General features: G+C 71.3%; 17 protein-coding genes and 1 pseudogene. 11 read left to right on the forward strand and 7 right to left on the reverse strand.

Annotation, left to right across the window (positions count from 1 at the left end; all coding sequences use genetic code 11):
* Positions 1–7: 7 nt before the first annotated feature.
* From N6H00_RS35510 to N6H00_RS35520, 3 genes are all read right to left on the reverse strand, one after another.
* On the reverse strand, positions 8–802 hold the full coding sequence (locus N6H00_RS35510) for an SDR family NAD(P)-dependent oxidoreductase (protein WP_268975961.1): 795 nt from the start codon (positions 800–802) through the stop codon (positions 8–10).
* A gap of 319 nt (positions 803–1,121) precedes the next feature.
* Positions 1,122–2,261, reverse strand: coding sequence for an amidase domain-containing protein (locus tag N6H00_RS35515; protein ID WP_268975962.1), 1,140 nt, complete (start codon positions 2,259–2,261; stop codon positions 1,122–1,124).
* A 124-nt stretch (positions 2,262–2,385) separates the two neighbouring features.
* Positions 2,386–3,600, reverse strand: a complete 1,215-nt coding sequence (locus tag N6H00_RS35520) for a cytochrome P450 (RefSeq protein WP_268975963.1) — start codon at positions 3,598–3,600, stop codon at positions 2,386–2,388.
* Between the two features lie 152 nt (positions 3,601–3,752).
* Here N6H00_RS35520 and N6H00_RS35525 point away from each other — a divergent pair, with 152 nt between their 5' ends.
* Positions 3,753–4,397, forward strand: coding sequence for a TetR/AcrR family transcriptional regulator (locus N6H00_RS35525; protein WP_268975964.1), 645 nt, complete (start codon positions 3,753–3,755; stop codon positions 4,395–4,397).
* A gap of 95 nt (positions 4,398–4,492) precedes the next feature.
* Here N6H00_RS35525 and N6H00_RS35530 read toward each other — a convergent pair whose 3' ends face one another.
* Both N6H00_RS35530 and N6H00_RS35535 read right to left on the reverse strand, forming a co-directional pair.
* Positions 4,493–5,701 (reverse strand): S8 family peptidase, encoded by a 1,209-nt coding sequence (locus N6H00_RS35530; RefSeq protein ID WP_268975965.1) that lies wholly within the window; start codon positions 5,699–5,701, stop codon positions 4,493–4,495.
* A 281-nt stretch (positions 5,702–5,982) separates the two neighbouring features.
* Positions 5,983–6,441 carry a hypothetical protein gene (locus tag N6H00_RS35535; RefSeq protein WP_268975966.1) on the reverse strand — a complete coding sequence of 153 codons (459 nt, stop codon included), beginning with the start codon at positions 6,439–6,441 and terminating at the stop codon, positions 5,983–5,985.
* Between the two features lie 253 nt (positions 6,442–6,694).
* Here N6H00_RS35535 and N6H00_RS35540 point away from each other — a divergent pair, with 253 nt between their 5' ends.
* The 9 genes from N6H00_RS35540 (at position 6,695) to N6H00_RS35580 (ending at position 19,149) form a co-directional block, all read left to right on the forward strand.
* On the forward strand, positions 6,695–8,239 hold the full coding sequence (locus N6H00_RS35540) for a helix-turn-helix domain-containing protein (RefSeq protein ID WP_268975967.1): 1,545 nt from the start codon (positions 6,695–6,697) through the stop codon (positions 8,237–8,239).
* A gap of 472 nt (positions 8,240–8,711) precedes the next feature.
* A complete protein-coding gene (locus N6H00_RS35545) occupies positions 8,712–9,731 on the forward strand; it encodes a glutathione S-transferase family protein (protein WP_268975968.1) in 1,020 nt (339 codons plus the stop codon).
* Positions 9,732–10,192: 461 nt separating this feature from the next.
* Entirely contained in the window at positions 10,193–10,411 is a 219-nt protein-coding gene (locus tag N6H00_RS35550; RefSeq protein WP_268975969.1) for a type A2 lantipeptide, read from the forward strand.
* Between the two features lie 129 nt (positions 10,412–10,540).
* The gene (locus N6H00_RS35555; protein WP_268975970.1) at positions 10,541–11,347 is read left to right on the forward strand and encodes an HlyD family efflux transporter periplasmic adaptor subunit; all 807 of its coding nucleotides are present in this window, start codon (positions 10,541–10,543) and stop codon (positions 11,345–11,347) included.
* Complete coding sequence (locus N6H00_RS35560) at positions 11,344–13,626, forward strand: NHLP family bacteriocin export ABC transporter peptidase/permease/ATPase subunit (protein ID WP_443073142.1); 2,283 nt, start codon at positions 11,344–11,346, stop codon at positions 13,624–13,626. Before N6H00_RS35555 ends, N6H00_RS35560 begins: the two co-directional genes overlap by 4 nt.
* 1 nt (position 13,627) lies before the next feature.
* Positions 13,628–16,501: an NHLP bacteriocin export ABC transporter permease/ATPase subunit gene (locus tag N6H00_RS35565; RefSeq protein ID WP_268975972.1), complete on the forward strand. Its 2,874-nt coding sequence runs from the start codon at positions 13,628–13,630 to the stop codon at positions 16,499–16,501.
* A 45-nt stretch (positions 16,502–16,546) separates the two neighbouring features.
* Positions 16,547–17,423 (forward strand): IS5 family transposase gene (locus N6H00_RS35570; protein ID WP_443073143.1). Its coding sequence is split into 2 segments (ribosomal slippage): positions 16,547–17,128 and positions 17,130–17,423, totalling 876 coding nucleotides; the frame shifts between segments, so codons are not numbered across the junction.
* A 66-nt stretch (positions 17,424–17,489) separates the two neighbouring features.
* Positions 17,490–17,687, forward strand: coding sequence for a hypothetical protein (locus N6H00_RS35575; RefSeq protein ID WP_268975974.1), 198 nt, complete (start codon positions 17,490–17,492; stop codon positions 17,685–17,687).
* A gap of 286 nt (positions 17,688–17,973) precedes the next feature.
* Positions 17,974–19,149 (forward strand): glutathione-independent formaldehyde dehydrogenase, encoded by a 1,176-nt coding sequence (locus N6H00_RS35580; protein ID WP_268975975.1) that lies wholly within the window; start codon positions 17,974–17,976, stop codon positions 19,147–19,149.
* Positions 19,150–19,797: 648 nt separating this feature from the next.
* On the opposite strand, the gene N6H00_RS35585 is transcribed toward N6H00_RS35580, so the two are convergent.
* Complete coding sequence (locus N6H00_RS35585) at positions 19,798–21,363, reverse strand: MDR family MFS transporter (RefSeq protein ID WP_268975976.1); 1,566 nt, start codon at positions 21,361–21,363, stop codon at positions 19,798–19,800.
* A gap of 708 nt (positions 21,364–22,071) precedes the next feature.
* Between N6H00_RS35585 and N6H00_RS35590 the strand changes: the two are divergent.
* Positions 22,072–22,428: pseudogene (locus N6H00_RS35590) on the forward strand (CAP domain-containing protein); the annotation flags it as partial.
* A gap of 1 nt (position 22,429) precedes the next feature.
* Here N6H00_RS35590 and N6H00_RS35595 read toward each other — a convergent pair.
* The gene (locus N6H00_RS35595; RefSeq protein WP_268975977.1) at positions 22,430–23,113 is read right to left on the reverse strand and encodes a TetR/AcrR family transcriptional regulator; all 684 of its coding nucleotides are present in this window, start codon (positions 23,111–23,113) and stop codon (positions 22,430–22,432) included.
* Positions 23,114–23,152 lie beyond the last annotated feature (39 nt).

Here is a 23,152-nt window from a genome sequence, read left to right on the forward strand (position 1 = left end):
GGGTCGGTCAGGGGAGGATCGAGTCGACATAGCCGCCGTCGACGCGGACGGCGCCGCCGGTGGTGGCCGAGGCGAGCGGGGAGCTGAGGTAGACCGCCATGTTGGCGATCTCCTCGGGCTCGATCAGCCGCTGGAGCAGCGACTGCGGCCGGTGCTTGGCCATGAACTCCCGCTGGGCCTCCTCCCAGGGCAGCTCCGGGTCCACCAGCTCGTACACGAAGTCCTCGACCCCGCCGGTGTGGGTCGGCCCGGCGATCAGCGAGTTGACCGTGACCCCGGTGCCGGCGGCCTCCTTGGCGAAGCCGCGGGTGACGGCGAGCAGCGCGGTCTTGGACATCCCGTAGTGGATCATCTCGGCGGGGATGACGACGGCGGAGTCACTGGCGACGTTCAGGATCCGGCCCCATGAGCGGTCCTTCATCCCGGGCAGATAGCCGCGGATCATCCGGACGGCGGCCAGGACGTTCACCTCGAAGTAGCGCCGCCACTCCGCGTCGCTGATCTCCAGCGCCGGAGCGGCCCCGAAGATGCCGAGGTTGTTGACCAGGACATCGGCGTCCGGAACGGCGCCGGTGACCTGGCGGGCGCCGTCCTCGGAGGTGATGTCGCCGGGGGCGGGGACGAACGAGCCGCCCGCCGTCTCCTCCTCGAGCTTCTGGATGGCGGCCTCGACGGACTCCGGCCGGCGGCCGTTGACGGCGACACGGGCGCCCGCCCGCGCCAGGCCGGCCGCGATGGCGAACCCGATGCCCTGGGTGGAGCCGGTGACCAGGGCGGTCCTACCGGAAAGGTCGATCTGCACGGCGCTCCTTCGTCGATGCCTTGGACGCCCGCAATGCTTGCGTACGCCTTTAGTTGCGTGCGCGCCATACTAGCGCAGTCGGCTCTGGGGAGGCGGTCTCCGCCGCGGGGATTCGGCCACGGCCGTCGTGCAGCGTGCGGTCATCACATCACGGGGCCGGCCGCTCGCCGGTGTGCGCCGGATTTTCGTCGAGCGCGGGTGTCGGACCGGTGCGCGGCGGTCCGCCAAAGCGGCGGACCCGCCCGGAAAGGGATGGACCCCGCCCGGAAAGGGGCGGGGTCCACGGCCGCGGGAAGCGCGTTCGCACGCGCCGGGTGCCTCAGGTGCGGTAGGCGTAGTAGGCCGAGTTGGGGTACGAGGCGATGATGCTGGCCACGGACCTGCGGTAGGTGTTCACCGAGTGGTAGGTCAGATACGGGACCCCGCTCGCGCTCCGGTAGGTGACGACCATGGTGTGGTCCTTGGACCCGTCCTTGTCGAAGTCCATCTGCATCACGTCGCCGACGCCCATGTCGTAGACGTTCGCCAGGTTGGTGGCCCGCTTGGAGTCCAGCGTGAACCAGGACCACTCGTTGGCGCCCACCCAGGACGTCGACTGGTACGAGGTGTCGTACCACCAGCTGTGGTAGTCGTCGTAGTCGCCGGACTGGTGGGCCCAGCCGCCCGCCTTCAGGGCCTGGCTCACGAAGTTGGTGCAGTCCCCGCCGTCGTCGTTGAACTTCCGGTAGGCGGTGTTGTAGTTCTGCCAGTACTTCTCCGCGTACGAGGCCATCGCCGCGTAGTCATAGCTGCCCGCGGGCTTCGTCTGCGGCCTTGACGGCACCGTGGTGGCGGCGGGCGTCGCCTCAGGCAGGGCCGTCGTCCCGGCCGCCACCCGCGCCGTACCGGGCTCGTTGACCGCCAGCGGACCGTCGTCGGCCGAGGTGAGGCCGGTCAGCTGCCACGTTCCGTCCGCCGCGGCGGTGAAGCTCAGCCGGTGGTGTGCCTGGAAGCCGGTGGTCGTGGGCTCGTCGCCGCGCACCTTCCGGTACGTCAGCGTCGTGGTCTCGGTGGCCTGGACCGTGGCGTGCCCGGCCTCGACCCGCACCCCGTCCACCGCCACCCGGGTGTCGGCGGAGGTGTACGCCTCGCCCAGGGCCGCCAGCCGCGCCTTGCGGGTGCGCAGCGCGGACAGCGCGGTGTCCTCGGCCCGGGTCGCGCCGGCCGACAGGCGGACGTTGTTCGCGGCGAGCGGGGCCGCGCGCCGCGCAGACCGCTCGTTGTCCAGCAGAGCCGCCGTGCGCTGGGTCAGCACCGCGTCGGCCAGCCGTCCGAAGGACTGCGCGGTCGCGGCGTCCACGGTGCCGGCCGCCGCCGCGTTCTCCGCCGCGCTCGCGGCGGAGGCGGGCAGGGCCACGGCGGACAGGGCCGCCGTCAGCACGGCCCCCACGGCGGCGGATCTGAAGGTCGTTGACTTCACGTGTATGTCCCCTCCACACTCCCGGACCGGACGGACCGGGGCCACCGCATCATCACATGAACTCCACGGATGCGAGGCTCATGTGATGATTTCGGTCGGGTGCGGAACGGGCCCTACCGCGTCGTCACCAGGTGACGGGCAGCTCATGCGCTCCGTAGATGACCATGTCGCTGCGCATCGGGACCTCCTCCGGAGGCACGGCGAGCCGCAGTCCCGGGAACCGGCGGATCAGCCCGCGGTAGCCCGCCACCAGCTCGATCCTGGCCAGATGCTGGCCCAGGCACTGGTGGATGCCGTATCCGAAGGCGAGATGGCTGCTGCGGGCACGCTCGATGTTCAGCGTGTCCGGGTCGTCCACCAGCGCCGGGTCCCGGTTCACCGCGGGGATCGAGACGGCCACGGACTGGCCGGCCGTGATGGTGACACCGCCCACGACGACGTCCTCCAGCGCGATGCGGACGGGGAAGGCGTTGACGATGCTGAGGTAGCGCAGCAGCTCCTCGACGGCCCGCGGGAGGAGCGACTCGTCCTCCCGCAGCCGCCGCAGCTGCTCGGGGTGGCGCAGCAGGGCGAAGGTGCCGAGGCTGAGCATGTTGGTCGTGGTCTCGTGGCCGGCGATCAGCAGCAGCCCCGCGATACCGGCGATCTCCTCGTCGGTGAACTCGTCGACGGCGGTCAGCAGGGAGATCAGATCGTCCCGCGGCTCCTTGCGCTTGGCTTGGATCAGCGTGCCCAGGTAAGTCTGGAGCGCGGCCCGCCCGGCGACGAACTCCTCGTCGGTGCGGTCCTGGCGCAGCAGCTGAGCGGCCACGGTCTGGAACAGCTCCCGCTCCTCGTACGGCACGCCGAGCATCTCGCAGATCACCAGCGAGGGGATGGGCAGGGCGAAGTGCCGGACCAGATCGGCCGGTTTGCCCGCCGCCTCCAGGGCGTCCAGCCGCTCGGCCACGATGTCCTCGATACGCTCCTCCAGCTCACGCATCCGCCGCACGGTGAAGTACTTGGTGAGCTGCCCCCGGTAGCGTCCGTGCTCCGGCGCGTCCATGGCCAGGAACGACCCCGCCCCGCTGCTCCGCTCCCGCCGGATCGACTCGGGGACCTCCCGCATCGCGTCGTCGCCGCGCCAGCGCTCGGCGCTGAAACGAGGGTCGCGCAGCACCTCCCGCGCCTCGTGATAGCCGGTCACCAGCCAGCCGGCGCTGCCGCCGACGAACCTCAGCGGACTGATCGGCGGCCCGCTGAGCAGCGCGCGTGCCGGGTTGATGTAGTCGTCCCGCTCATTCGGATACGAAGGGAGGTCTCGGAGGTCGTCATGGGTCGTGGGCATCGGTGTGTTCACGATGGCTCTCCTTCGTGATTCCTGGAACCGCCCGGAACGAACGTCCCGGAACGAACTTTCCGGAGCATCGGCCGCGGCCTTCGATAGGGAACGCTACCGATAGGGTTCCCTACTGAACAGGGGGACGGATCGGATACCGTACGGATCTGGCCATGTTGGTCGAACAACTGGGGGAGAGGGGCACACCGATGCCGCCGCAGCGGTCAAAGACCGTGGAAGCGCTGCTCGTCGGGGCGGAGCGGGCGTTCGCCGAACGCGGTTTCCACGGGGCCTCGATCGGATACATCTGCCAGTGCGCGGGCAGGACCACCGGGGCCTTCTACTCCAACTACGACAGCAAGCTGAAACTCTTCCTCGATGTCTTCCGGCGGCACGGCGACCGCACCGCCGACTACATCGGGGAGCGGATCGCCCATGTGGACACCAAACGGGACCTCGCCCCCCAGCTCGCCCGGATCTTCGCCGGAATCTTCAGCGGGGAGCACCTGGACGCCCGGTGGGTCTTCATCCACCTCGAATTCCGGATGATGGCGCTGCGGGACCACGAGGCCGCCACCGCCCTGGTGGACCACGAGAACTGGTTCAGCGGCCGCATCGGCACCATGCTGGACGCGCTGTTCGAGCGGGCCGGCCACCGGCCCGCGCTGACCGGCACCGAACTGGCCGCGCTGCTCGGCGCGATGACACGGGGCATCAAGCTGGACCGGGCCATCTACGCCGTGGGCGGGGTCGCCGACCCGCTCTCGTCGGACCAGGTGGCGAGGGCGCTGGAGGGCCTGTTCCGCTCCGTGATGTGAGACCGCCGCACGCGGCGAACGCCGCCCGCCGGGTGTCCCGGCGGGCGGCGCTTACGCGGTGGTCGCTTACGCGGTGGTCGCTTACGCGGTGGTCGCTACTCGACTACCTTGAGCAGCTTGTTGGGCGAGCCCGAGCCGATACCGGACAGGGCCCCCGAGGTGGCCCCGTTCACCAGCGCGGACCCCACCGCGGACGGTGCCGCGGAGGGGTGGCCGGAGAGATAGACCGCCGCGGCTCCCGAGACGTGCGGAGCCGCGAACGAGGTGCCATTGCCGGTGTAGGTGGCGGTGTCGGAGGAGTTCCAGCCGGCGGTGATGTTCGAACCCGGGGCGAAGAGGTCCACGACCGACCCGTAGTTGGAGTAGCTCGCCCGCGCGTCGGCGCTGGTGGTGGCGCCGACCGTGAGGGCGGCCGCCACCCTGGCGGGGGAGTAGTTCGCGGCGTTGGCGCTCGAGTTGCCCGCGGCGATGGAGTAGGTCACGCCGGAGGCGATGGAGTTGTTCACCGCGGTGTCCAGCGAGGTGCTGGCGCCGCCGCCCAGCGACACATTGGCCACCGACGGGCCGGAGTGGTTGGCGGTGATCCAGTCCACGCCCGCGATGACACCGGCCGTGGTGCCCGACCCGTCGTTGCCGAGCACCCGCACCGCCACGATCTTCGCCTTCTTGGCCACGCCGTAGGTGCTGCCGGCGACGGTCGTGGCCACGTGGGTCCCATGGCCGTAACCGTCCTGCGCGGTGGTGTCGTTGTCCACGAAGTCATAGCCGTAGGAGGCCCGGCCGCTGATCTCCGTATGGGTGATCCGCACGCCGGTGTCCAGGACGTAGACCGTCACCCCGCTGCCGGCGCTGTCCGGGTAGGTGTACGTGCCGCTCAGCGGCAGACCGGCCTGGTCGACCCGGTCCAGGCCCCAGGGGGCGTTGGTCTGGGTGGCATCGGCGTGGACCTCGCGGTCCTGCTCGACGGAGGCGACGGCCGGATCGGCGGCGAGCCGTCTGGCCTCGGTGGCGCTCAGCTTCGCCGCATAGCCGTTCAGCGCCGTGGTGTAGGTCCGCCGCACCTCGCCGCCGTATCCGGAGACGAGGTCCTTCCCCTCGCCGGAGGTGGCCTTCAGCCCGGATGTCTTCTTCAAGGTGATGATGTAGCTGCCGGGGATCGCGTCGGCGGCGCCGGCGTGCAGCACCGTGCCTTCGGCCGGTGCGGCGTGCGCGGGGAGCGCCGTGCCTGCTCCGACGCAGACGGCGGCGGCCGCCGCCGCGATCGCTGCGGCGATCCGCCGCTTGGTGGTACGCATCACTGCCATCGCGAGGGTTCCTCCTCGGTCGGTGGCGCGCCGTGGTGCGTGCGCGCTCTATGGGTGGTGTGGGACCGCGCGGTGCACCGGAAGCGCACGGTGAGCGCCCCGGCCTCTCGAGGATTCGTCGCGGTGGAAGCGCACCACAAGCGATGTCATATGCATGCCACACGATTGAAGCGGTGGGCCACCCGCCGTCATGCGGGGCCATGTTGCCGTCACGATGCGGTAAAAGCACTGCGGCTCCCGGCCTCGCCGAGGGCCCGGGAGCCGCCGGGGTCCGGCGGGCGTCAGCTCGCCCTGCGGAAGCTGTCGATGGGGCCGCCGAAGCCGCCCTCGGGGCCGTCCCAGTTGATCGCCAGCGCGTCATCGCCCTTCATCTGGACGGTGCCCCGGCCCCGACCGCCATCGCTGCCGCCCTCGCACGACAGGGTCAGGGAGGGCGCGTCCGCGCCGTCCTCCTGACCGGGCTTCAGCGTGCCGGTGCAGTCGAGCTTCGGCCCCTTCGCGGTGACCTCGCCGTCCGCGATGGTGAGGGTCGCCAGGGCGTCGTCGGACTTCGCCGCCACGATGGACTTCCAGGACCCCGTCGAACGCTCGATGATCGTGCGCTGGGCCGACGGGCTCGAACTGGGCGACTGCCGGGCGGTCGAGGTGGCTCCGCCACTCGGCTTCGATTCCTTCTGACCGTCATCGCTGTTTCCACAGCCGCTGACGACAAGGCCGACGATGACCGAAGTGACTGCCATGTGCACTGCCTTGCGCACGTGATCTCCTTTTGCTTCACAACCGGGCATGTCAACCTAACAGCCCGGGTCACCACCCCCACCACGGGCCTGGCCTGCGAAGACACCGTCCGGGCCGGGAACCTGCGCGCGCGACCGGCCTGATGTGCCCGGCGCTTTCGAAGGCCCGTGAAACGGTCAATACAGTACGTCGGTGGGCGGACCGCCGACCGGGCCGCACGACATGGCGAACGGCGGGGTGAGGAGGAGCACTGCTGTGGAGGCACCGGCGCACACCGGACGGCTGGACGAACTGCTGCACGAGGTGCGGCGGCAGATGAGCCGGGGGACCGGGGCGGACCCGCGGGCGGTTCTCGACTGGCTGGGCCGGCAGATCGACGCCGGTGTCGCGCTGGTCGGCAGCGCGGGGGCGGTGGAGGCGGCCACCGCGCGCTTCCCCCGGCAGATCCTGCCCTCGCTCGGGCCGACGCTGGCGCGCCTGGCCGGCGGGCAGATGGCCGCGGCGGTCACCGAGAGCGGGGCCTTCCAGGTGCGCCTGGAGGCACTCGGCGCGCGTGTGCCACGCCCCGTCCTGGTGGTGGCCGGCGCCTCGGCGCCCACCCGGGACGCGGCGTCGCTGGTCTCGCACGCCGGGAGCGTCATCGCGCTGCTGGACCGGGCGCAGGACGCGGACACCACCTTCCGCGGCTACCAGCACAAGGCCCGGCAGCTGCGGTTCGCCGTCTTCAGCGCCCTGCTGGCGGGGGACATCACCCTGGCCCGCCGGATGACCACCGGCGCCGTCCCCGCGCTGCTGGACGCCGAACGGCTGCGGGTCTACCTGCTGCACTGCCCACCGGAGGACCGGGACCGGCTGGCGCAGGCCTACCAGGACGGATCGGGCTATCACGGCACGGGTCTGATGGTGCACTGCCCGGCCTTCGAGGAGCACCTCATCTGTCTCGTCGCCGACGACGACGACGCCGGCGCCGATGACGCCGATAAGGCCGACGCCGCCGACGGGACCGACGCCGACCCCAAGACGGCCCACGGCCAGGGCATGGTGCTGCGCCGCCTGGTGCGGGAGAACCCGCACTACGCGCTGGGCATCAGCAGCCCGTATCCGCTCGGCGCCACGGCCGAGGCGTACGGGCAGGCCGTCCACGCCCTGGCCGCGGCGCACCACACCCCCGAGCGGACGGCCGCCTACCTCGGCCGGACCCCGCTGCTGCCGCTGCTGCCCCGCACCGACGCGGACGCCTGGGCCCGCGCCCTGCTGCGGCCACTGGCCACCACCCCCAGGGCCACGCTCGACATCACCCGGCTCGCCGTCACCTTCCCCCGGTCCGCCGTGGCCCGGCTGCTGGACATCAGCCGCAACACCGTCTCCCACCACCTCAGACGGGTGGAGACGGCCCTCGGCCTGGACCTGGGCGAGGTGCGCACCCGGGCCGCCCTCGACCTGGCCTTCGGCCTGACCGGAGGGCAGCCGGAGGGTGGCTTCGGCGCCGCGGACGGGCGCCCGGTGCCCACCCTGGACGAGCTGCTGAGCACCGGACCCGCCCACGCCTGGGCGCGGGAATTCCTCGGCCCGCTGCGGGACACCCGGGGCCGCGATCTGCACACCACCCTGCGCGCCTGGATCGACGCGAACACCGACGCCCAGCGGACCGCCCGCCACCTCGGCGTCAGCCGCAACACCGTCAGGGCCCGTCTGCGGGCCGCCGAACACCTGCTCAGCCGTGATCTGCTCACCACCGGGTCCGGCATCCACGACCTGGTGCACGCCCTGCACATCTCCGGGCTCCACCAGGAGGTCTGACTGCGCACCGTGCACATGCCCGCGGGCGACGATGCGCACCGTGCACCGTTGTCCGCCCCCGTGATCCGCTTTAGCGTCGGCCCTGCCGCACAGCGCGGGAACGAAGCCCCGGCCCCAGCGTGACGACGGTCTGCATCACCACGTGGGGAGTGATCCAGGCGGTCGCCGTACGGTGCGTCACAGCTCCGAGGGCTTCTTTCCCGCGCTCGGCGACGTTCCGGCCCACGTCCCCCCGAGATCGGGTGCGGCGAGCGCCCCCAGCAGCAGTGCCCCCGCACAGGTGGCACAGGCCGTGGCGCGCAGCGGGTCGATCCCGGCCGGCACCCGTGGCCCGGTGCCGTGTCCGATCCGTGAGGAATACCCCTTCCCGTGATGTGGAACCGGGTAGGTGTCACCCCGTGGCACGGAACGTTCGCAAGCCAACCCGTGGCACGGACCGCACACAAGGTTCACGCTGTGGAAGGTGGTCCCGTTGAACACCGCTGACCAGGACACATCCGGCGAGCGCAAGGAGTTCCGCCGATCCGCGCCACACTTCTCCGACCGGATCACCGCCGACGGCCGGGACGGCTGGCCGGTGGAGGCCGGGCGCTATCGGCTGGTGGTCAGCCGGGCCTGCCCCTGGGCGAGCCGTGCGCTGGTCTCACGGCGGCTGCTCGGCCTGGAGCCGGCCCTCTCGCTGGCCGTCGCCGACCCCGTCCAGGACGAGCGCAGTTGGCGCTTCACCCTGGACCCGGGGGACCGGGACCCGGTGCTGGGCATCGCGTTCCTCAGTGAGGCGTACGACGCCCGCGAGACGGGATATCCGGGCGGGGTGAGCGTGCCCGCGGTCGTGGACGTCCCCAGCGGCGCACTGGTCACCAACGACTACCACCGGATCACCCTGGACCTCGCCACCGAGTGGACCGCCCTCCACCGGGAGGGCGCCCCGGACCTGTACCCCGAGGAGCACCGCGACGAGATCGACGAGGTGGCGGAGGGGATCTACCGCGATGTGAACAATGGCGTGTACCGGGCGGGTTTCGCCGAGCACCAGCACACCTACGACGACGCCTACCGGCGTCTGTTCGCCCGCCTCGACGAGCTGTCCGAGCGGCTGGCCACGCGGCGCTATCTGGTCGGTGACACCATCACCGAGGCCGATATCCGGCTGTTCACCACGCTGGTCCGGTTCGACGCCGTCTACCACGGCCACTTCAAGTGCAATCGCAACAAGCTCAGCGAGGACCCGGTGCTGTGGGGTTACGTCCGTGACCTGTTCCAGACGCCGGGCTTCGGGGACACCGTCGACTTCGACCACATCAAGCGCCACTACTACCAGGTGCACACGGACATCAATCCCCGCCGCATCGTCCCGCTCGGCCCCGACCGCTCCGGCTGGCTGACCCCGCATCACCGTGAGGAGCTGGGCGGTCGTCCATTCGGCGACGGCACCCCGCCCGGACCGGTGCCGGACGGCGAGGAGGTACCGGAGCGGGGCCGGGCGGACTGATGTCGCACATGTCGCCATTCCCGCGTCGCCCGGCGGCGCGTGCGACCGCCGTTCGCCTGGTCTTCAAGTGATCAGCACAGCTGCTCCACAGATGCCGTGCGTACCTCCCGTCCCAGGTGTCACCTCGGCCCCGGTCCCGGCCGCCGGACCTGGAATGACGCGCGTCACCTGGCGAAAGGTGTCCGGGGCGCGGCGCGAAGGGTGACCTTTCTGTGAGGGAACCGCGTTGATGCTGTGTGCGGATGTGCCTGGCGTGTCATCGGTAAGTGGCGGAATGCCCGATTCCGGGGGTTGGCTGATTCGCGACGCCGCGAGCCCCGTGGTTACATCCCCTTCCGCGCTCAGGCAGCTACGGACCCCGGGTTCCCGGAGCCCCGTGGCCGGCCGCGGGAGCCGATCCCCTTCGGCCCCCATGCGCTGTTGCAAGCTCAACGAGACAGTCACCCAAGGGAGACGCAACAATGAACAACGCGCCCAAGGTCGCGACCCAGGAGATTTCCGACGCCGAGCTGGACAACGTGGCCGGCGGCATCGGCAACCCGGTGGGCGACGTCCTCGGCACGGTCGACTCCGTCACCGGCCCGGTGGCCGGCGTCGTCGGCACCGTGACCGGCACGGTTGACGGTCTCACCGGCCTGAACACCACCGGCATCGTCGGTGGGGTCGTCAGCAGCCTCTGAGGCTGACGCACCGCCTTCCCCGTGCCCCGGACCCGCCAGGTCCGGGGCACTCGGCGGTCCGCGCCCGCCTCATCGAGCACTCCGCCCGTGGTGTCCGGCCACTCCCCTCGCGGTTGAGGAAAGACTTTCGTGCAGTTCCGCCAGCAGGCCCTCACCAAGCTTCAGTCGGCAGAGGACATCGATCTGCCGGTGCGCTATGCCCGTCCCCAGGGATGGCTGGCGCTGGCGGTGACGATGGTGGTCATGGCCGGTGCCGCCGTATGGGCCGTCACCGGCGCCGTCTCCAGCACCCTGGAAGCCACCGGGATCCTCACCCACGGACAGGGCAGCTATGTGCTGCAGAGCCCGATCGCGGGCCAGGTGACCTCGGTCCTCGCGCGCGAGGGCAGCACCCTCCCGGCGGGAGCGCCGCTGCTGAAGGTCCGCACCGACCGTGGCACCACCGTCGTGCGCACCATCGCCGCCGGCCGGCTCACCGCCCTTTCCGCCTCGATCGGCTCCGTGCTGAACACCGGCGCCGACGTCGCGTCCGTGGAGCGGGTCGGCCACTCCGGCGACCCCCTGGTGGCGACCCTGTACGTCCCCGCGGACCGGGCGGCCTCGGTCCGGGCGGGCGCGTCGGTCGACCTCAGTGTGCAGTCCGTGCCCACGCAGACCTATGGGGTGCTGCGCGGTGCGGTGCAAGCCGTCGGCCGGACCGCCCAGTCGTCCCAGCAGATCGGCTCCTACCTCGGCAGCGAACAGCTCGGCGCGGAGTTCTCCAAGCACGGTCCGCCGGTCGCGGTCCAAGTGCGCCTTCACCGCAGCTCCGCCACCCGCTCCGGCTACCGCTGGTCGTCCCCCGAGGGCCCGCCGTTCGCCCTCGGCTCCATGACCCTGACCAGCGGCACCATCCACCTGGCCGACCGCCACCCCATCGATTGGCTGCTCCCGTGACCGCGACGAACCAAGGCGGCCCGCCCCGGCCCGCACCCGCCGGAAGCAGCGGGGCGCGCCGCCCCCAGCCGGCCCGCGGCCGGCGGCGCGCCCCGCGCGGCGGAGGCGGGCCGAGGACATCCAGGCGCCGGACCGTGCGCACCCCCACCGTGCTCCAGATGGAGGCCCTGGAGTGCGGTGCGGCGTCGCTGGCCATGGTGCTCGGACACTACGGGCGCCACGTCCCGCTGGAGGAACTGCGGATCGCCTGCGGTGTCTCCCGGGACGGATCGCGCGCCAGCAATCTGCTCAAGGCCGCCCGCGGCTACGGCCTGCGCGCCAAGGGCATGCAGATGGAGCCCGAGGCCCTCGCGGAGGTCCAGGCCCCGGCGATCCTGTTCTGGGAGTTCAACCACTACGTCGTCTACGACGGCATGGGACGGCGGTTCGGCAAGCGCGGCGTCCACATCAACGACCCCGACAAGGGCCGCCGTTTCGTCCCCGTCGAGGAGTTCGACACCAGCTTCACCGGTGTCGTCCTGGTCTTCGAACCCGAGGAGTCCTTCCGCCGGGGCGGCCGCCGCCCCGGGGTGCTGGGCGCCCTGCCCGCGCGGATGCGCGGCACCACGGGCACCTTGCTGGCGTCGCTGCTGGCCAGCCTGTTGCTGGTGGCGGTGGGGGCCGCGGTGCCGGCGCTCAGCCGTGCCTTCATCGACGGCTTCCTGATCGGCGGCCAGGACTCGACGCTGGGCCCGCTGTTCGCGTCCATGGCCGTGGCGGTGGCGCTGACCGCCGTGCTGACCGGCGTCCAGCAGGCCAATCTGCTGCGCGGACGCATCATCTCCTCCACCCTCGGCAGCGCGCGGTTCCTGCGGCATCTGCTGCGGCTGCCCGTCACCTTCTTCGCCCAGCGCAGCCCGGCGGACCTGGTCCAGCGGCTGCGCTCCAACGACACCGTCGCCGAGACGCTCGCCCGCGATCTGGCCGCCGCGGCCGTCGACGGGATCGTGGTGGTCCTCTACGCCGTTCTGCTGTGGACCTACGACCCCCAGCTCACTGTCGTCGGCGTCGGACTGGCGCTGCTCAACGTGGTGGCGATGCGGGTGGTGGTACGGCTGCGGGCCACCAGGACCCAGAAGCTGCGGGCCGACACCGCGCGGCTGACCACCACCGCGTACACCGGTCTCCAGCTCATCGAGACGGTGAAGGCCACCGGCGGCGAGACCGGCTACTTCCGCCGCTGGGCCGGTCAGCACGCCATCACCCTGGACGAACAGCAGCGCCTCGGCGTGCCGAGCGCCCACCTGGCCGTGGTCGCCCCCACCCTCGCCACGCTCAACAGCGCCCTGATCCTGTGGATCGGCGGGCTGCGGGCCGTCGAGGGACACATCTCCATCGGTCTGCTGGTGGCCTTCCAGGCGCTGGTGGCCCGCTTCACCGCGCCCATCACCCGGCTCAACGGAGTGGCCGGCCGCGTGCAGGACTTCTCCGCCGACGTGGCCCGGCTCAAGGACGTGGAGAACTTCCCGGTGGACTCCCTCTACACCCGCGACGAGCCGCGCGCGGACACCCGCAGGCTGACCGGGCAGGTGACGCTGGAGCACATCACCTTCGGCTACAACCCGCTGGACGAACCGCTGCTGCGCGACTTCTCGCTGTCCGTCGGCCCCGGCCGGCAGGTGGCGCTGGTCGGCGCCTCCGGCAGCGGCAAGTCCACCGTCTCCCGGCTCGTCTCCGGCCTCTACACCCCCTGGGAGGGGGTCATCCGCATCGACGGACAGCGCCTGGAGGACATCCCCCGCGGTGCGCTGGCCGCCTCGGTCTCCTTCGTCGACCAGGACGTCTTCCTGTTCGAGGGGACGGTGCGGGACAACGTGGCGCTGTGGGACCCGTCCATCCCGGACGACGCGGTGGTGGAGGCCCTGCGGGACGCCGCGCTCTACGACGATGTGATCGCACGCCGCCCGGAGGGCATCCACTGCCGGGTGGAGCAGGACGGCCGGAACTTCTCCGGCGGCCAGCGGCAGCGGCTGGAGATCGCCCGCGCCCTGGTGCGGCGCCCCAGCGTCCTGGTGCTGGACGAGGTCACCAGCGCCCTGGACGCGCGGACCGAGCAGATCGTGATGGACAACCTGCGCCGCCGCGGCTGTGCGTGTGTGGTGATCGCCCACCGGCTCAGCACCGTGCGCGACAGCGACGAGATCCTCGTCCTGAACCGCGGCACGGTCGTCGAACGCGGACGGCACGAGGACCTCGCCGCCGCCCAGGGCCCGTACGCCGAGCTGATGAAGGAGCACTGACATGGCGTCCGTTCACCCGTCCGCGGCGGTGGCCGCGGACGGCGGCGACGCGGTGGTCCAGGCGCTGGGCGCCCTCGGCACGCCCGTCGACCTCGCCGGAGCGCGCAGCCTCCCGCTGGAGGGCCCGCAGGTGCTCTGGCTGGTCGTCGGCGGTGCCCTGGACCTGTTCGCGGTCGACGCCGCCGAGGAGGGCCAGTGGCACTTCCTCGGCCGGCTGGAGACGGGCGCCGCGCTGCCGGGCCCGGTCGAGGGGCCACGGCACACCCTGCTGGGCCGGCCCTCGCAGGACTGCCTGGTGCGCCGTATCCCGCTGCGCGAGCTGTACCGCCCGGAGGCGTACGACCCGTACGGCACGGCCCCGGCCCACGACCCGTACGGCACGTACGGGGGCGGCGGATTCCAGGACACCCCGCCCACCCCGCTGGAGCACGCCGTGTCGCTCGGGGTGAGCCGCAGCCTCGGCGTCCTCTTCCAGGCCCCGCTGGACGGCGGGACCGCGTCCGACGCGGAGGCGGCCGACGAGGACCTGCTCTGGCTTCCGGTACCGCCCGGCAGTGTGCGCTACGGCGCCGAGTACAGCGCCCAGGCCGCCGGGGACCTGCTGATCGACGGCGCGCTGTGGCAGCGGATGGTCAATCAGCAGTACCGCCTCGGCACCGCCGTGGACCGCTGGATCGAGACCATGGAGCGGGCCCACGCGGACCGCACGGCGGCCGGTATCCGCGCGGGTGAGGCCGTGCGTACCCGCGCCGACCAGGCGCTGATCGCCTCCATCGCCGGGCCGCGGCGGGAGCGGTGGCCGTCGGAGGAGAGCACCGACGACGCCGTGTACGCGGTGTGCCGCCGCGTGGCGGAGGCCGCCGGGATCACCCTGCCCGAGCCGCCGAGGGTCCGCGCCACCGACGACCGCACGGACCCGGTGGAGCGCATCGCCGCCCACGCGCGGATCCGCACCCGCGCCGTCCGGCTGGAGGGCCGCTGGTGGCGGGAGGACGCCGGACCGCTGGTGGGCTACCGGGCCAAGTCCGGGGCCCCGGTGGCGCTGCTGTGGCGGCGCGGCCGGTACGAGGCGGTCAACCCCGCCTCGGGTCTGCGCATCCGCGTCGGCCCGGACAACGCGGATCAGTTCGAGCCGCGGGCCGTGATGTTCTACCGTCCGCTGCCCGACCGGCCGATGACGGTGTGGCGGCTGATGCGCTTCAGCGCCCGCGGCTCCGCCGGGGACATCCGCAACCTCGCGATCGCGGGGCTGGTGACGGTGGCGCTCGGCGCGCTGGTGCCCCTGGCCACCGGTCAGGTGCTGGGCGGATTCGTGCCCCGCGCCGAGAAGGACCCCATCGTCCAGATCTCCCTGGCCCTGATCGTCGCCGGCGTTGTCGTGGCCGCCTTCATGCTGCTCCAGAACCTCACCCTGCTGCGGCTGGAGGGGCGGCTGGAGTCCACCCTCCAGCCCGCGGTGTGGGACCGGCTGCTGCGGCTGCCCACCACCTTCTTCGCCCGGCGCTCCACCGGAGAGCTGGCCAGCGCGGCGATGGGCATCAGCGCCATGCGCCGGGTGCTCTCCGGGGTCGCCCCGACGGTCCTCCAGGCCGGCACGGTGGGCGCGGTGAACCTCGCCCTGCTGCTGTACTACAGCGCCTCGCTGGCGCTCGCGGTGATCGCCCTGCTGCTGGTGGTCTCCGGGGTCTTCCTCGGCATGGGGCTGTGGCAGGTGCGCTGGCAGCGACGGCTGGTGGAGAGCGAGAACAAGCTCAACAACCAGGCGTTCCAGACCCTGCGCGGGCTGCCCAAGCTGCGGGTCGCCGCGGCCGAGAACTTCGCCTACGCGGCCTGGGCCCGTGGCTTCGCCCACTCCCGCGATCTGCATCAGCGCACCGGCCGCATCAAGAACCTCACCCAGGTGCTGGACGCGGTCTACCTCCCGCTGGTCTCGCTCATCGTGTTCATGCTGCTGGCCGGCCCGGCGCGCGGGAGCATGTCGGCCGGCGCCTTCCTGACCTTCAACACCTCGGTGACCATGCTGCTCACCTCCCTCACCCAGCTCACCAACGCGCTGGTCTCGGTGGTCGCGGTGCTGCCCCTGTTCGAGCAGGTCAAGCCGATCCTGGACGAGCCGCCCGAGGTCCGTGGCGGCAGCGCGCAGCCGGGGGTGCTCTCCGGCGACCTCCGGGCCAAGAACCTCACCTTCCGCTACGGTGCCGACGGGCCGCTGGTGCTCGACGACGTCTCGCTGGAGATCCGGCCGGGCGAGTTCGTGGCCGTCGTCGGCCCGAGCGGCTGCGGCAAGTCGACCCTGCTGCGGTTGCTCATCGGCTTCGAACGGCCGGTGTCCGGCAGTGTGCTCTACGACGGCCAGGACCTCGCCGCCCTCGACCAGGCGGCCGTGCGCCGCCAGTGCGGGGTGGTCCTCCAGAACGCCCAGCCGCTGGGCGGTACGGTGCTGGACTGCATCCGCGGCGCCGAGCCGTTCACCCCCGAGGAGGCCATGGCCGCCGCTGAACTGGCCGGTCTGGCCGAGGACATCCGGCAGATGCCCATGGGGCTCCAGACCATGATCTCCGGCAGCGGTGCCATCTCCGGCGGCCAGCGGCAGCGGCTGATGATCGCCCAGGCCCTGATCCGCCGCCCGCGCATCCTCTTCTTCGACGAGGCCACCAGCGCCCTGGACAACGAGACCCAGCGCATCGTCATCGACAGCACCCGCCGGCTCAACGCCAGCCGGCTGGTGATCGCGCACCGGCTGTCCACCGTCATGGACGCCGACCGCGTCCTGGTCATGGCGGACGGCCGGATCGTGGAGCAGGGCGCCCCGGCCGAGCTGATGGCCCTCCCCGACGGGAAGCTGCGCGAGCTGGTGCGGCGCCAGATGAGCTAGGCCGTGTATCGAAAGTGGATTTTGGCCTGTGAATGATCACGGTTCATGGGTCGGGGAGATCTCACGGACAAGCAGTGGGCGGTGCTGGAGCCGTTGTTGCCGAAGGGCACGAAGACGGGGCGACCGCCGGTCTGGCCTCGGCGGCAGTTGATCGACGGCATACGGTTCCGGGTCCGGACCGGTGTGCCGTGGCGAGACGTCCCCGCCGAGTACGGACCGTGGAGCCGGGTCTACGACCTGTTCCGCCGATGGCAGCGGAACGGCACCTGGCACCGGATCCTCACCCGACTCCAGTCCCTGGCCGACGCGAAGGGGGCGATCGTGTGGGACCTGAACGTCGACTCCACGGTCTGCCGCGCCCACCAGCACGCGGCCGGCGCCCGCAAGCAGGGCGATCTGCAGAAGGAACCACCGGGCGGAATCTTCGTCGAGCCTGGTGATCACGCCCTTGGACGCTCGCGCGGCGGATTCACCACCAAGCTGCACCTGGCCGTCGAGCAGGGCCAGAAGCCCATGGCGATAGTGCTCACGGCGGGACAGCGCGGTGACTCGCCGCAGTTCGAACCCGTGCTGGAGAAGGTCCGCGTGCCCCGCATCGGGCCGGGCCGGCCGCGTGTCCGCCCCAAACCGAGTCCGGGCGGACAAGGCGTACGCCTCCCGCAAGAACCGTGCCTACCTGCGCCGCCGCGGAATCCGCTGCACCATCCCCGACAAGGCTGACCAGGCCCGCAACCGCCAGAAGCTCGGCTCCCGTGGCGGCCGGCCGCCACGTTTTGACGCGGTCGACTACCGCGAGCGCCATGCGGTCGAGTGCGGGATCAACCGCCTCAAGAGACACCGTGCCGTCGCCACCCGGTACGACAAGCTCGCCGTCCGCTACGAGGCGACCGTGCTGGTCGCAGTACTTAACGAGTGGCTGTGACAGGCGCCCTGCTGGGACCATGCGCCGGTGAACTCAGGACTCCCCACCGGATGGACGATTGAACGCGTGCGCGCTCTTTCCGGAGACCCAAGCGCCGCCCCGCTCTCCCTCGATCGGCTCGTAGTCGTCGAGGTGGCCGGCCAGGGCGACTACGAGCCGCTTCAGCCCGATGTAATTCTCGCGTTCCACGAGTTGTGCCTCGTGAGGGACGACGGTGAGTGGTTCATGGGGCAGCTCGACGATGACGGCTCGGTGAGTGGGTGACCTCGGTCGAAGGTGTGCCGCCGACCGGTGGTCGTCCGGGTTCGAAGCCACTGATCGGTCGGTGCGTGGTTGTTTCGCCTCGGGTCCGACGGGTACCCGCACAGCACGCCGCCGGAGCACCGACGCTCCCTTGGGCGGGCCGGCGGCGGAAGCACCGTTCCCCTCACCAAGGTGAACGGCTCCCAGAGGCGCGCCGGAGTCACGGCCCCCGTCGCAGCAGTTGCGAGAGTCGGGTTCTCTGTGCCTTCCACACCACCGCCGTGCCGCAACGTCAAGGGAAGTCACCATGAAGGCAGCGGTATACGAAGGACCGCGAACGGTCAAAGTGAAGGACATACCGGACGCGAAGATCGAGCACCCCTGCGACATCATCGTCAAGATCACCACCACCAACATCTGCGGTTCGGACCTGCACATGTACGAGGGCCGCACCTCGTTCGAGTCCGGCCGCGCCATGGGACACGAGAACATGGGCCAGGTGGTGGAGGTCGGCCCGGCCGTCCGCAAGGTCCAGGTCGGCGAGTACGTGGTCCTGCCCTTCAACATCGCCTGCGGCTTCTGCAAGCAGTGCGAGCGCGGTCTGACCAACTACTGCCTGACCATGCAGCCGGAACCCGCCCTCGCGGGAGCCGCCTACGGATTCGCCGACATGGGCCCCTACCAAGGCGGCCAGGCGGAGCTGCTGCGCGTACCCTACGGCGACTTCAACGCGCTGCGTCTGGGCGAGGACGCCGCCGAGCGGCAGACCGACTACGTGATGCTCGCCGACATCTTCCCCACCGGCTATCACGCCACCGAGATGGCCCACGTCAAGCCGGGCGACCAGACCATCGTCTTCGGGGCCGGTCCCGTCGGGCTGATGGCGACGTACTCCGCCCTCCTCAAGGGCGCCGGCCGCGTCTGGACGGCCGACCACCATCCCGACCGGCTGCGCAAGGCGGAGGAGATCGGGGCCATCCCGATCAACACCGCCGAGCAGGACCCGGCGGAGGTCGTCAAGGAGGCCACCCTCGGTCTGGGCGCCGATAACGGCTGCGAATGCGTCGGCTACCAGGCCCACGACCCCCAGGGACACGAGGACGCCAGCCTCACGCTCAACGGCCTGATCGACTCGGTCAGGTTCACGGGCGGCATCGGCGTGGTGGGCGTGTTCCTGCCCCAGGACCCTGGCGGCGCGGAGGCCCAGGGCGAGCTGGAGGCCCAGGGCAAGGTCCCGATCGACTTCGGCATGATGTGGTTCAAGGGCCAGAGCATGGGCACGGGGCAGGCGCCGGTGAAGAAGTACAACCGGGCGCTGCGGGATCTGATCGCCGGCGGGAAGGCGAAGCCGAGCTTCGTCGTCTCCCACGAGCTCAGCCTGGACGAGGCCCCCACCGCCTACGAGCACTTCGACGCCCGTGACGAGGGCTGGACCAAGGTGGTCCTGCATCCGAACGGACACGGGAACGGCCACAAGCGGTAGGAGACCCTAGGTCGTCGCTATCCCCCTGCTTCCCCTGGTATGCCCCGCGGTCGAAAGCCGGCGGGCGGCCACCGGATCGGCCTCTTCGCCTGCGGTTGGCGGGCTGGTCGGCGGACTGCGGAATCACTGCCCGGTTCCCTCGTCGGCGCAGACGCGTTCGGATTGCACACGACGAGTGGCCTTGCCGACCCAGGACCACACCCGGCCTGGTCCTGGGTCGGCCGATCGGCCGCGTCATCCGTAAACGGACCATGATCCCGGGGAACGCGGGCGCGTCAGCGGCCTGCCCGGGAGTGAAGACGAACGCGAGCGGCCGACGGCGGTTGTTCGCAGCCATCAACGAATGGCTGTGCCCAGGGCATCCGCGCCAGGCGTTAGTGCCCGTTCCTTCGAACGTCGCGTCGGAAGTGCTCGATGCTTGCGCGCAGGTTGACGTAGTCGAGGGCGAGTCCCACGCCACGAGCAGCCAACTTCGCTGCCTTCACCAGGACCTCATCCACCGCATCCTCCATTCTTCGACCTGCATTTCCCCTTCAGACTCCGCTAGGACCGAGAAGGTTGCGCGGTTGCCAAACGGCAAGGTGACCGTGGCTTTCGCAACAGGCCCTAGGCCGCACCCACCCCACCGGCCACGGCCGGCCCCTCCGCTCACGGGGCGGCCGGGCTGGTGGCCTCCTCGGCCTTCCGCGGCGGGGCCGCCGGGCCGGGCCTGCCGCGCAGCGGGACCTCCTGCACGCACAGGGCGGCGACGAAGGCCACGGCGCAGACGACGGCCGCGGTGAGGAAGATCCGCTGGGTGCCGTCGGCGACCGCGTGCAGATAGCCGTCCCTCGCGGCCCGCGGCAGCCGGGCCAGCGCCGCGGGGTCGGACCGGGCCTCACCGGTGTCCGCACCGGCGGGTGCGTGGCCCTGGACGGCGCCGGTGAACAGCGAACCGAAGACCGCGACGCCCAGGGAGCCGCCGATGGTGCGGAACAGGGTGACCGACGCGGAGGCGGCACCCATGTCGCGCATCTCCACACTGTTCTGCGCGATGGTGGTGACCATCTGCATCTGGCACCCCATGCCCGTGCCCACCAGGGCCATGAAGCACCCGGTGGCCGTGCGGGAGGTCGTGGTGTCCATGGTGGCCAGCAGGAACAGACCGGTGGCCATGCAGACGGTGCCGAGGATCGGGAAGATCTTGTACCGGCCGGTGGCGGACATGACCTTGCCGCCGACCTGGGACATGATCACCACGGGGATCATCAGGGGCAGCAGCAGCAGACCGGAGCGGGAGGCGGAGACGCCCTGGACGGTCTGCTGGTACAGCGGCAGATACAGCGAGCAGCCGAACATGACCACCCCGCCCACCAGGATCAGCGAGGACGCCAGGGGGAAGTTGCGGTGTCCGGTGAAGATGCGCAGCGGCATGAGCGGTTCGGCCGCGCGGCGCTGCCGGGCGACGAACGCGGCCACGCCCACCGCGGCCAGGACGAACAGCCCCAGGATCTGCCACGAGGTCCACCGATAGGTGGAACCGGCCCAGGTGGCGGCCAGGGTGAGGGCGCAGACGGTGACCGTCATCACCGCGATGCCCGGCCAGTCGATCCGGGCCTTGGCGCGGGTGGCGGGCAGCCGCAGCATCAGCTGGCACCAGATCAGGGTGAGGACGCCGAGCGGCAGATTGATGAAGAAGGCCCAGCGCCAGCCGAGGTGGCCGGTGATGAAGCCGCCGAGCAGCGGGCCGCCGATGGTGCCGACGGCCATGATGGAGGCGGTCATGCCCTGGTAGCGGCCCCGCTCCCGGGGCGGGGCCAGCGAGGCGATCAGGGCGAAGGCCCCGGCGCCGATACCGCCCGCGCCCAGGCCCTGGAGGGCCCGGAAGACGATCAGCTGGGTCATCGAGTGGGCCGCGCCGGACAGCGCCGAGCCGAGCACGAAGACGACGACGGCGATCAGGTACATGTGCTTGCGGCCGTACAGATCGCCGAATTTGCCCCAGACGGGGGTGGAGGCGGCGGTGGCCAGGGTGTAGGCGGTCACCACCCAGGAGATGTGCTCCAGGCCGCCGAGATCGCCCACGATCGTCGGCATCGCGGTGCCGACGATCGTGGCGTCGAGCATCGACAGCAGCATCGCGAGCAGGACACCGAGCAGGGCCGGACGGACGTTCTTCGGGGCGGGTTGCGGCGGGGCGGGACTGCCGGACCGGGGTGCGTCGGATACGGACATGACTGATCACTTCCTTCTCGGCGCGCTCGGCGCGGGGGTCCTCACAGAAGAGCACACCGAATAAAGAAGTGCAACGACTCAACTTTTACACTCGATCCACCTACGGGGGAGGGTCCCGGGGCCGAGGCGATGGGCGCCGTGAGCACTTCCCCGGCAAGGAGGGTCCTGATCTTCGACCAGGACTCCGACCGGTAGGCCGCCCTCCGCCGGGCGATGACATCTCTCACACCGGACGCCCGAGCGCAGGGCGTGGAGCGGTGCGCATCGACGAGGCGACATAGGAGCTCTTGTCCGCCCTGTCGGACATGAGTGATTCCAGGGGTCGTGCTCCCCGGCGCCACCGGCGCTTCGTCCACGCGCCTGGTCGCCGGGTTTTCCTGATGCCGCGTCGGGCCGCCTGAGTCCTCCCCGGAACCGGCTCAGCATGTCTCGCCGCTGAGCGCAAGCTCAGGTCCTCGCTACGAACCCGTGTCGTACGAACACGTGTTGCCTCGCGCGGCCGGCCGCTCCAAGAATGACGGGCCTCAACCGAGTGTGAGGTCACGTATGAGCAAGCACCGCAGCAGCACGACGCACCAGCGCTCCATAGCCATCGCCGCGCTCGCCGCGGCCGCCGTGGGCATTCCCTCGGCGGCGATGGCACAGTCCGCCGCACCCGCGGGCGCCCCCTCCGCCGCCTCCACGGCGGCCACCGCCCGGCAGGAGGTGGTGGATCTCGTCAACAGCGAGCGCGCCAAGGCCGGTTGTCAGCCGCTGACCGTGAACGAGAAGCTGACCGAGGCCGCCCAGGACCACAGCGAGGACATGGCGGCCCACGGCACGATGTCGCACACCGGCTCCGACGGGTCCTCCCCGGGCGACCGGATCGAGCGGGCGGGCTACAGCTGGAGCACCTACGGCGAGAACGTGGCCTACGGCTACGGCTCGGCCAAGAGCGTCATGGCCGGCTGGATGTCCAGCCCCGGCCACAAGGCCAACATTCTGAACTGCGACTTCAAGGAGATCGGCGTCGGCCTGGCGCAGCCCGGCAACTACTGGACGCAGGACTTCGGCACCGCCCGGTAGCTCAGCGCTCCGGGGCCCGGTGCGACCGGCCCAGCCGCAGTGGCGCCGGTGGCGGGAGCGGGCGGGCCGGCTCGGCCCGCCCGGTCTCGAAGGACCGCAGGAGGTGGGCGACCAGCCGCCGGGACGCGGCCGGTGCGGTCCGGGCGTCGCCGATGACACCCCGGTTGGCCATGAAGACGAGGGTGAGATCCGAGAGGTCGAAGTCCTGGCGCAGCCGACCCGCGGCCTTGGCGCGCCGGACCACCTCGGCGAAGCCCTCCTCGATGCGCCGGCGCTCCCGCTCGAAGCCGGCCATGTCGGGGAACGACGACAGGAAGGCGTCGCTGAACCCCCGGTCCTGCGCCTGCGAGGCGCACACCGACTCGATGGTCCGGCAGAACCCCCGCCAGGGGTCGTCGTCGGCCAGGGCCTCCTCCATGCTCGCCCGGCACACGGACAGCTCGTCCGAGAACACCGCGGTGACCAGCGCGTCGCGGGTGGGGAAGCGCCGGTAGAGGGTGGCCACCCCGACCCGGGCGTGCCGCGCGATGGTGGCCATCGGCACATCGATCCCGCGCGAGACGAACAGCGCACGGGCCGCGTCCAGAACGCGCCGCCGGTTGAGCTCCGCGTCGGCGCGCAGCCCGGTGCCCCCGACGGCCGGGACACCGGTGGCGGGCGCTGTAGGCGAGAGGCGAGCAGGCATGTGTCTCACCTTACGCCGTGCCATAAACAGAGAAACGCC

Origin of the sequence: Streptomyces sp. S465 (assembly GCF_026898115.1) — a bacterium.
Taxonomy (GTDB): domain Bacteria; phylum Actinomycetota; class Actinomycetes; order Streptomycetales; family Streptomycetaceae; genus Streptomyces; species Streptomyces luomodiensis.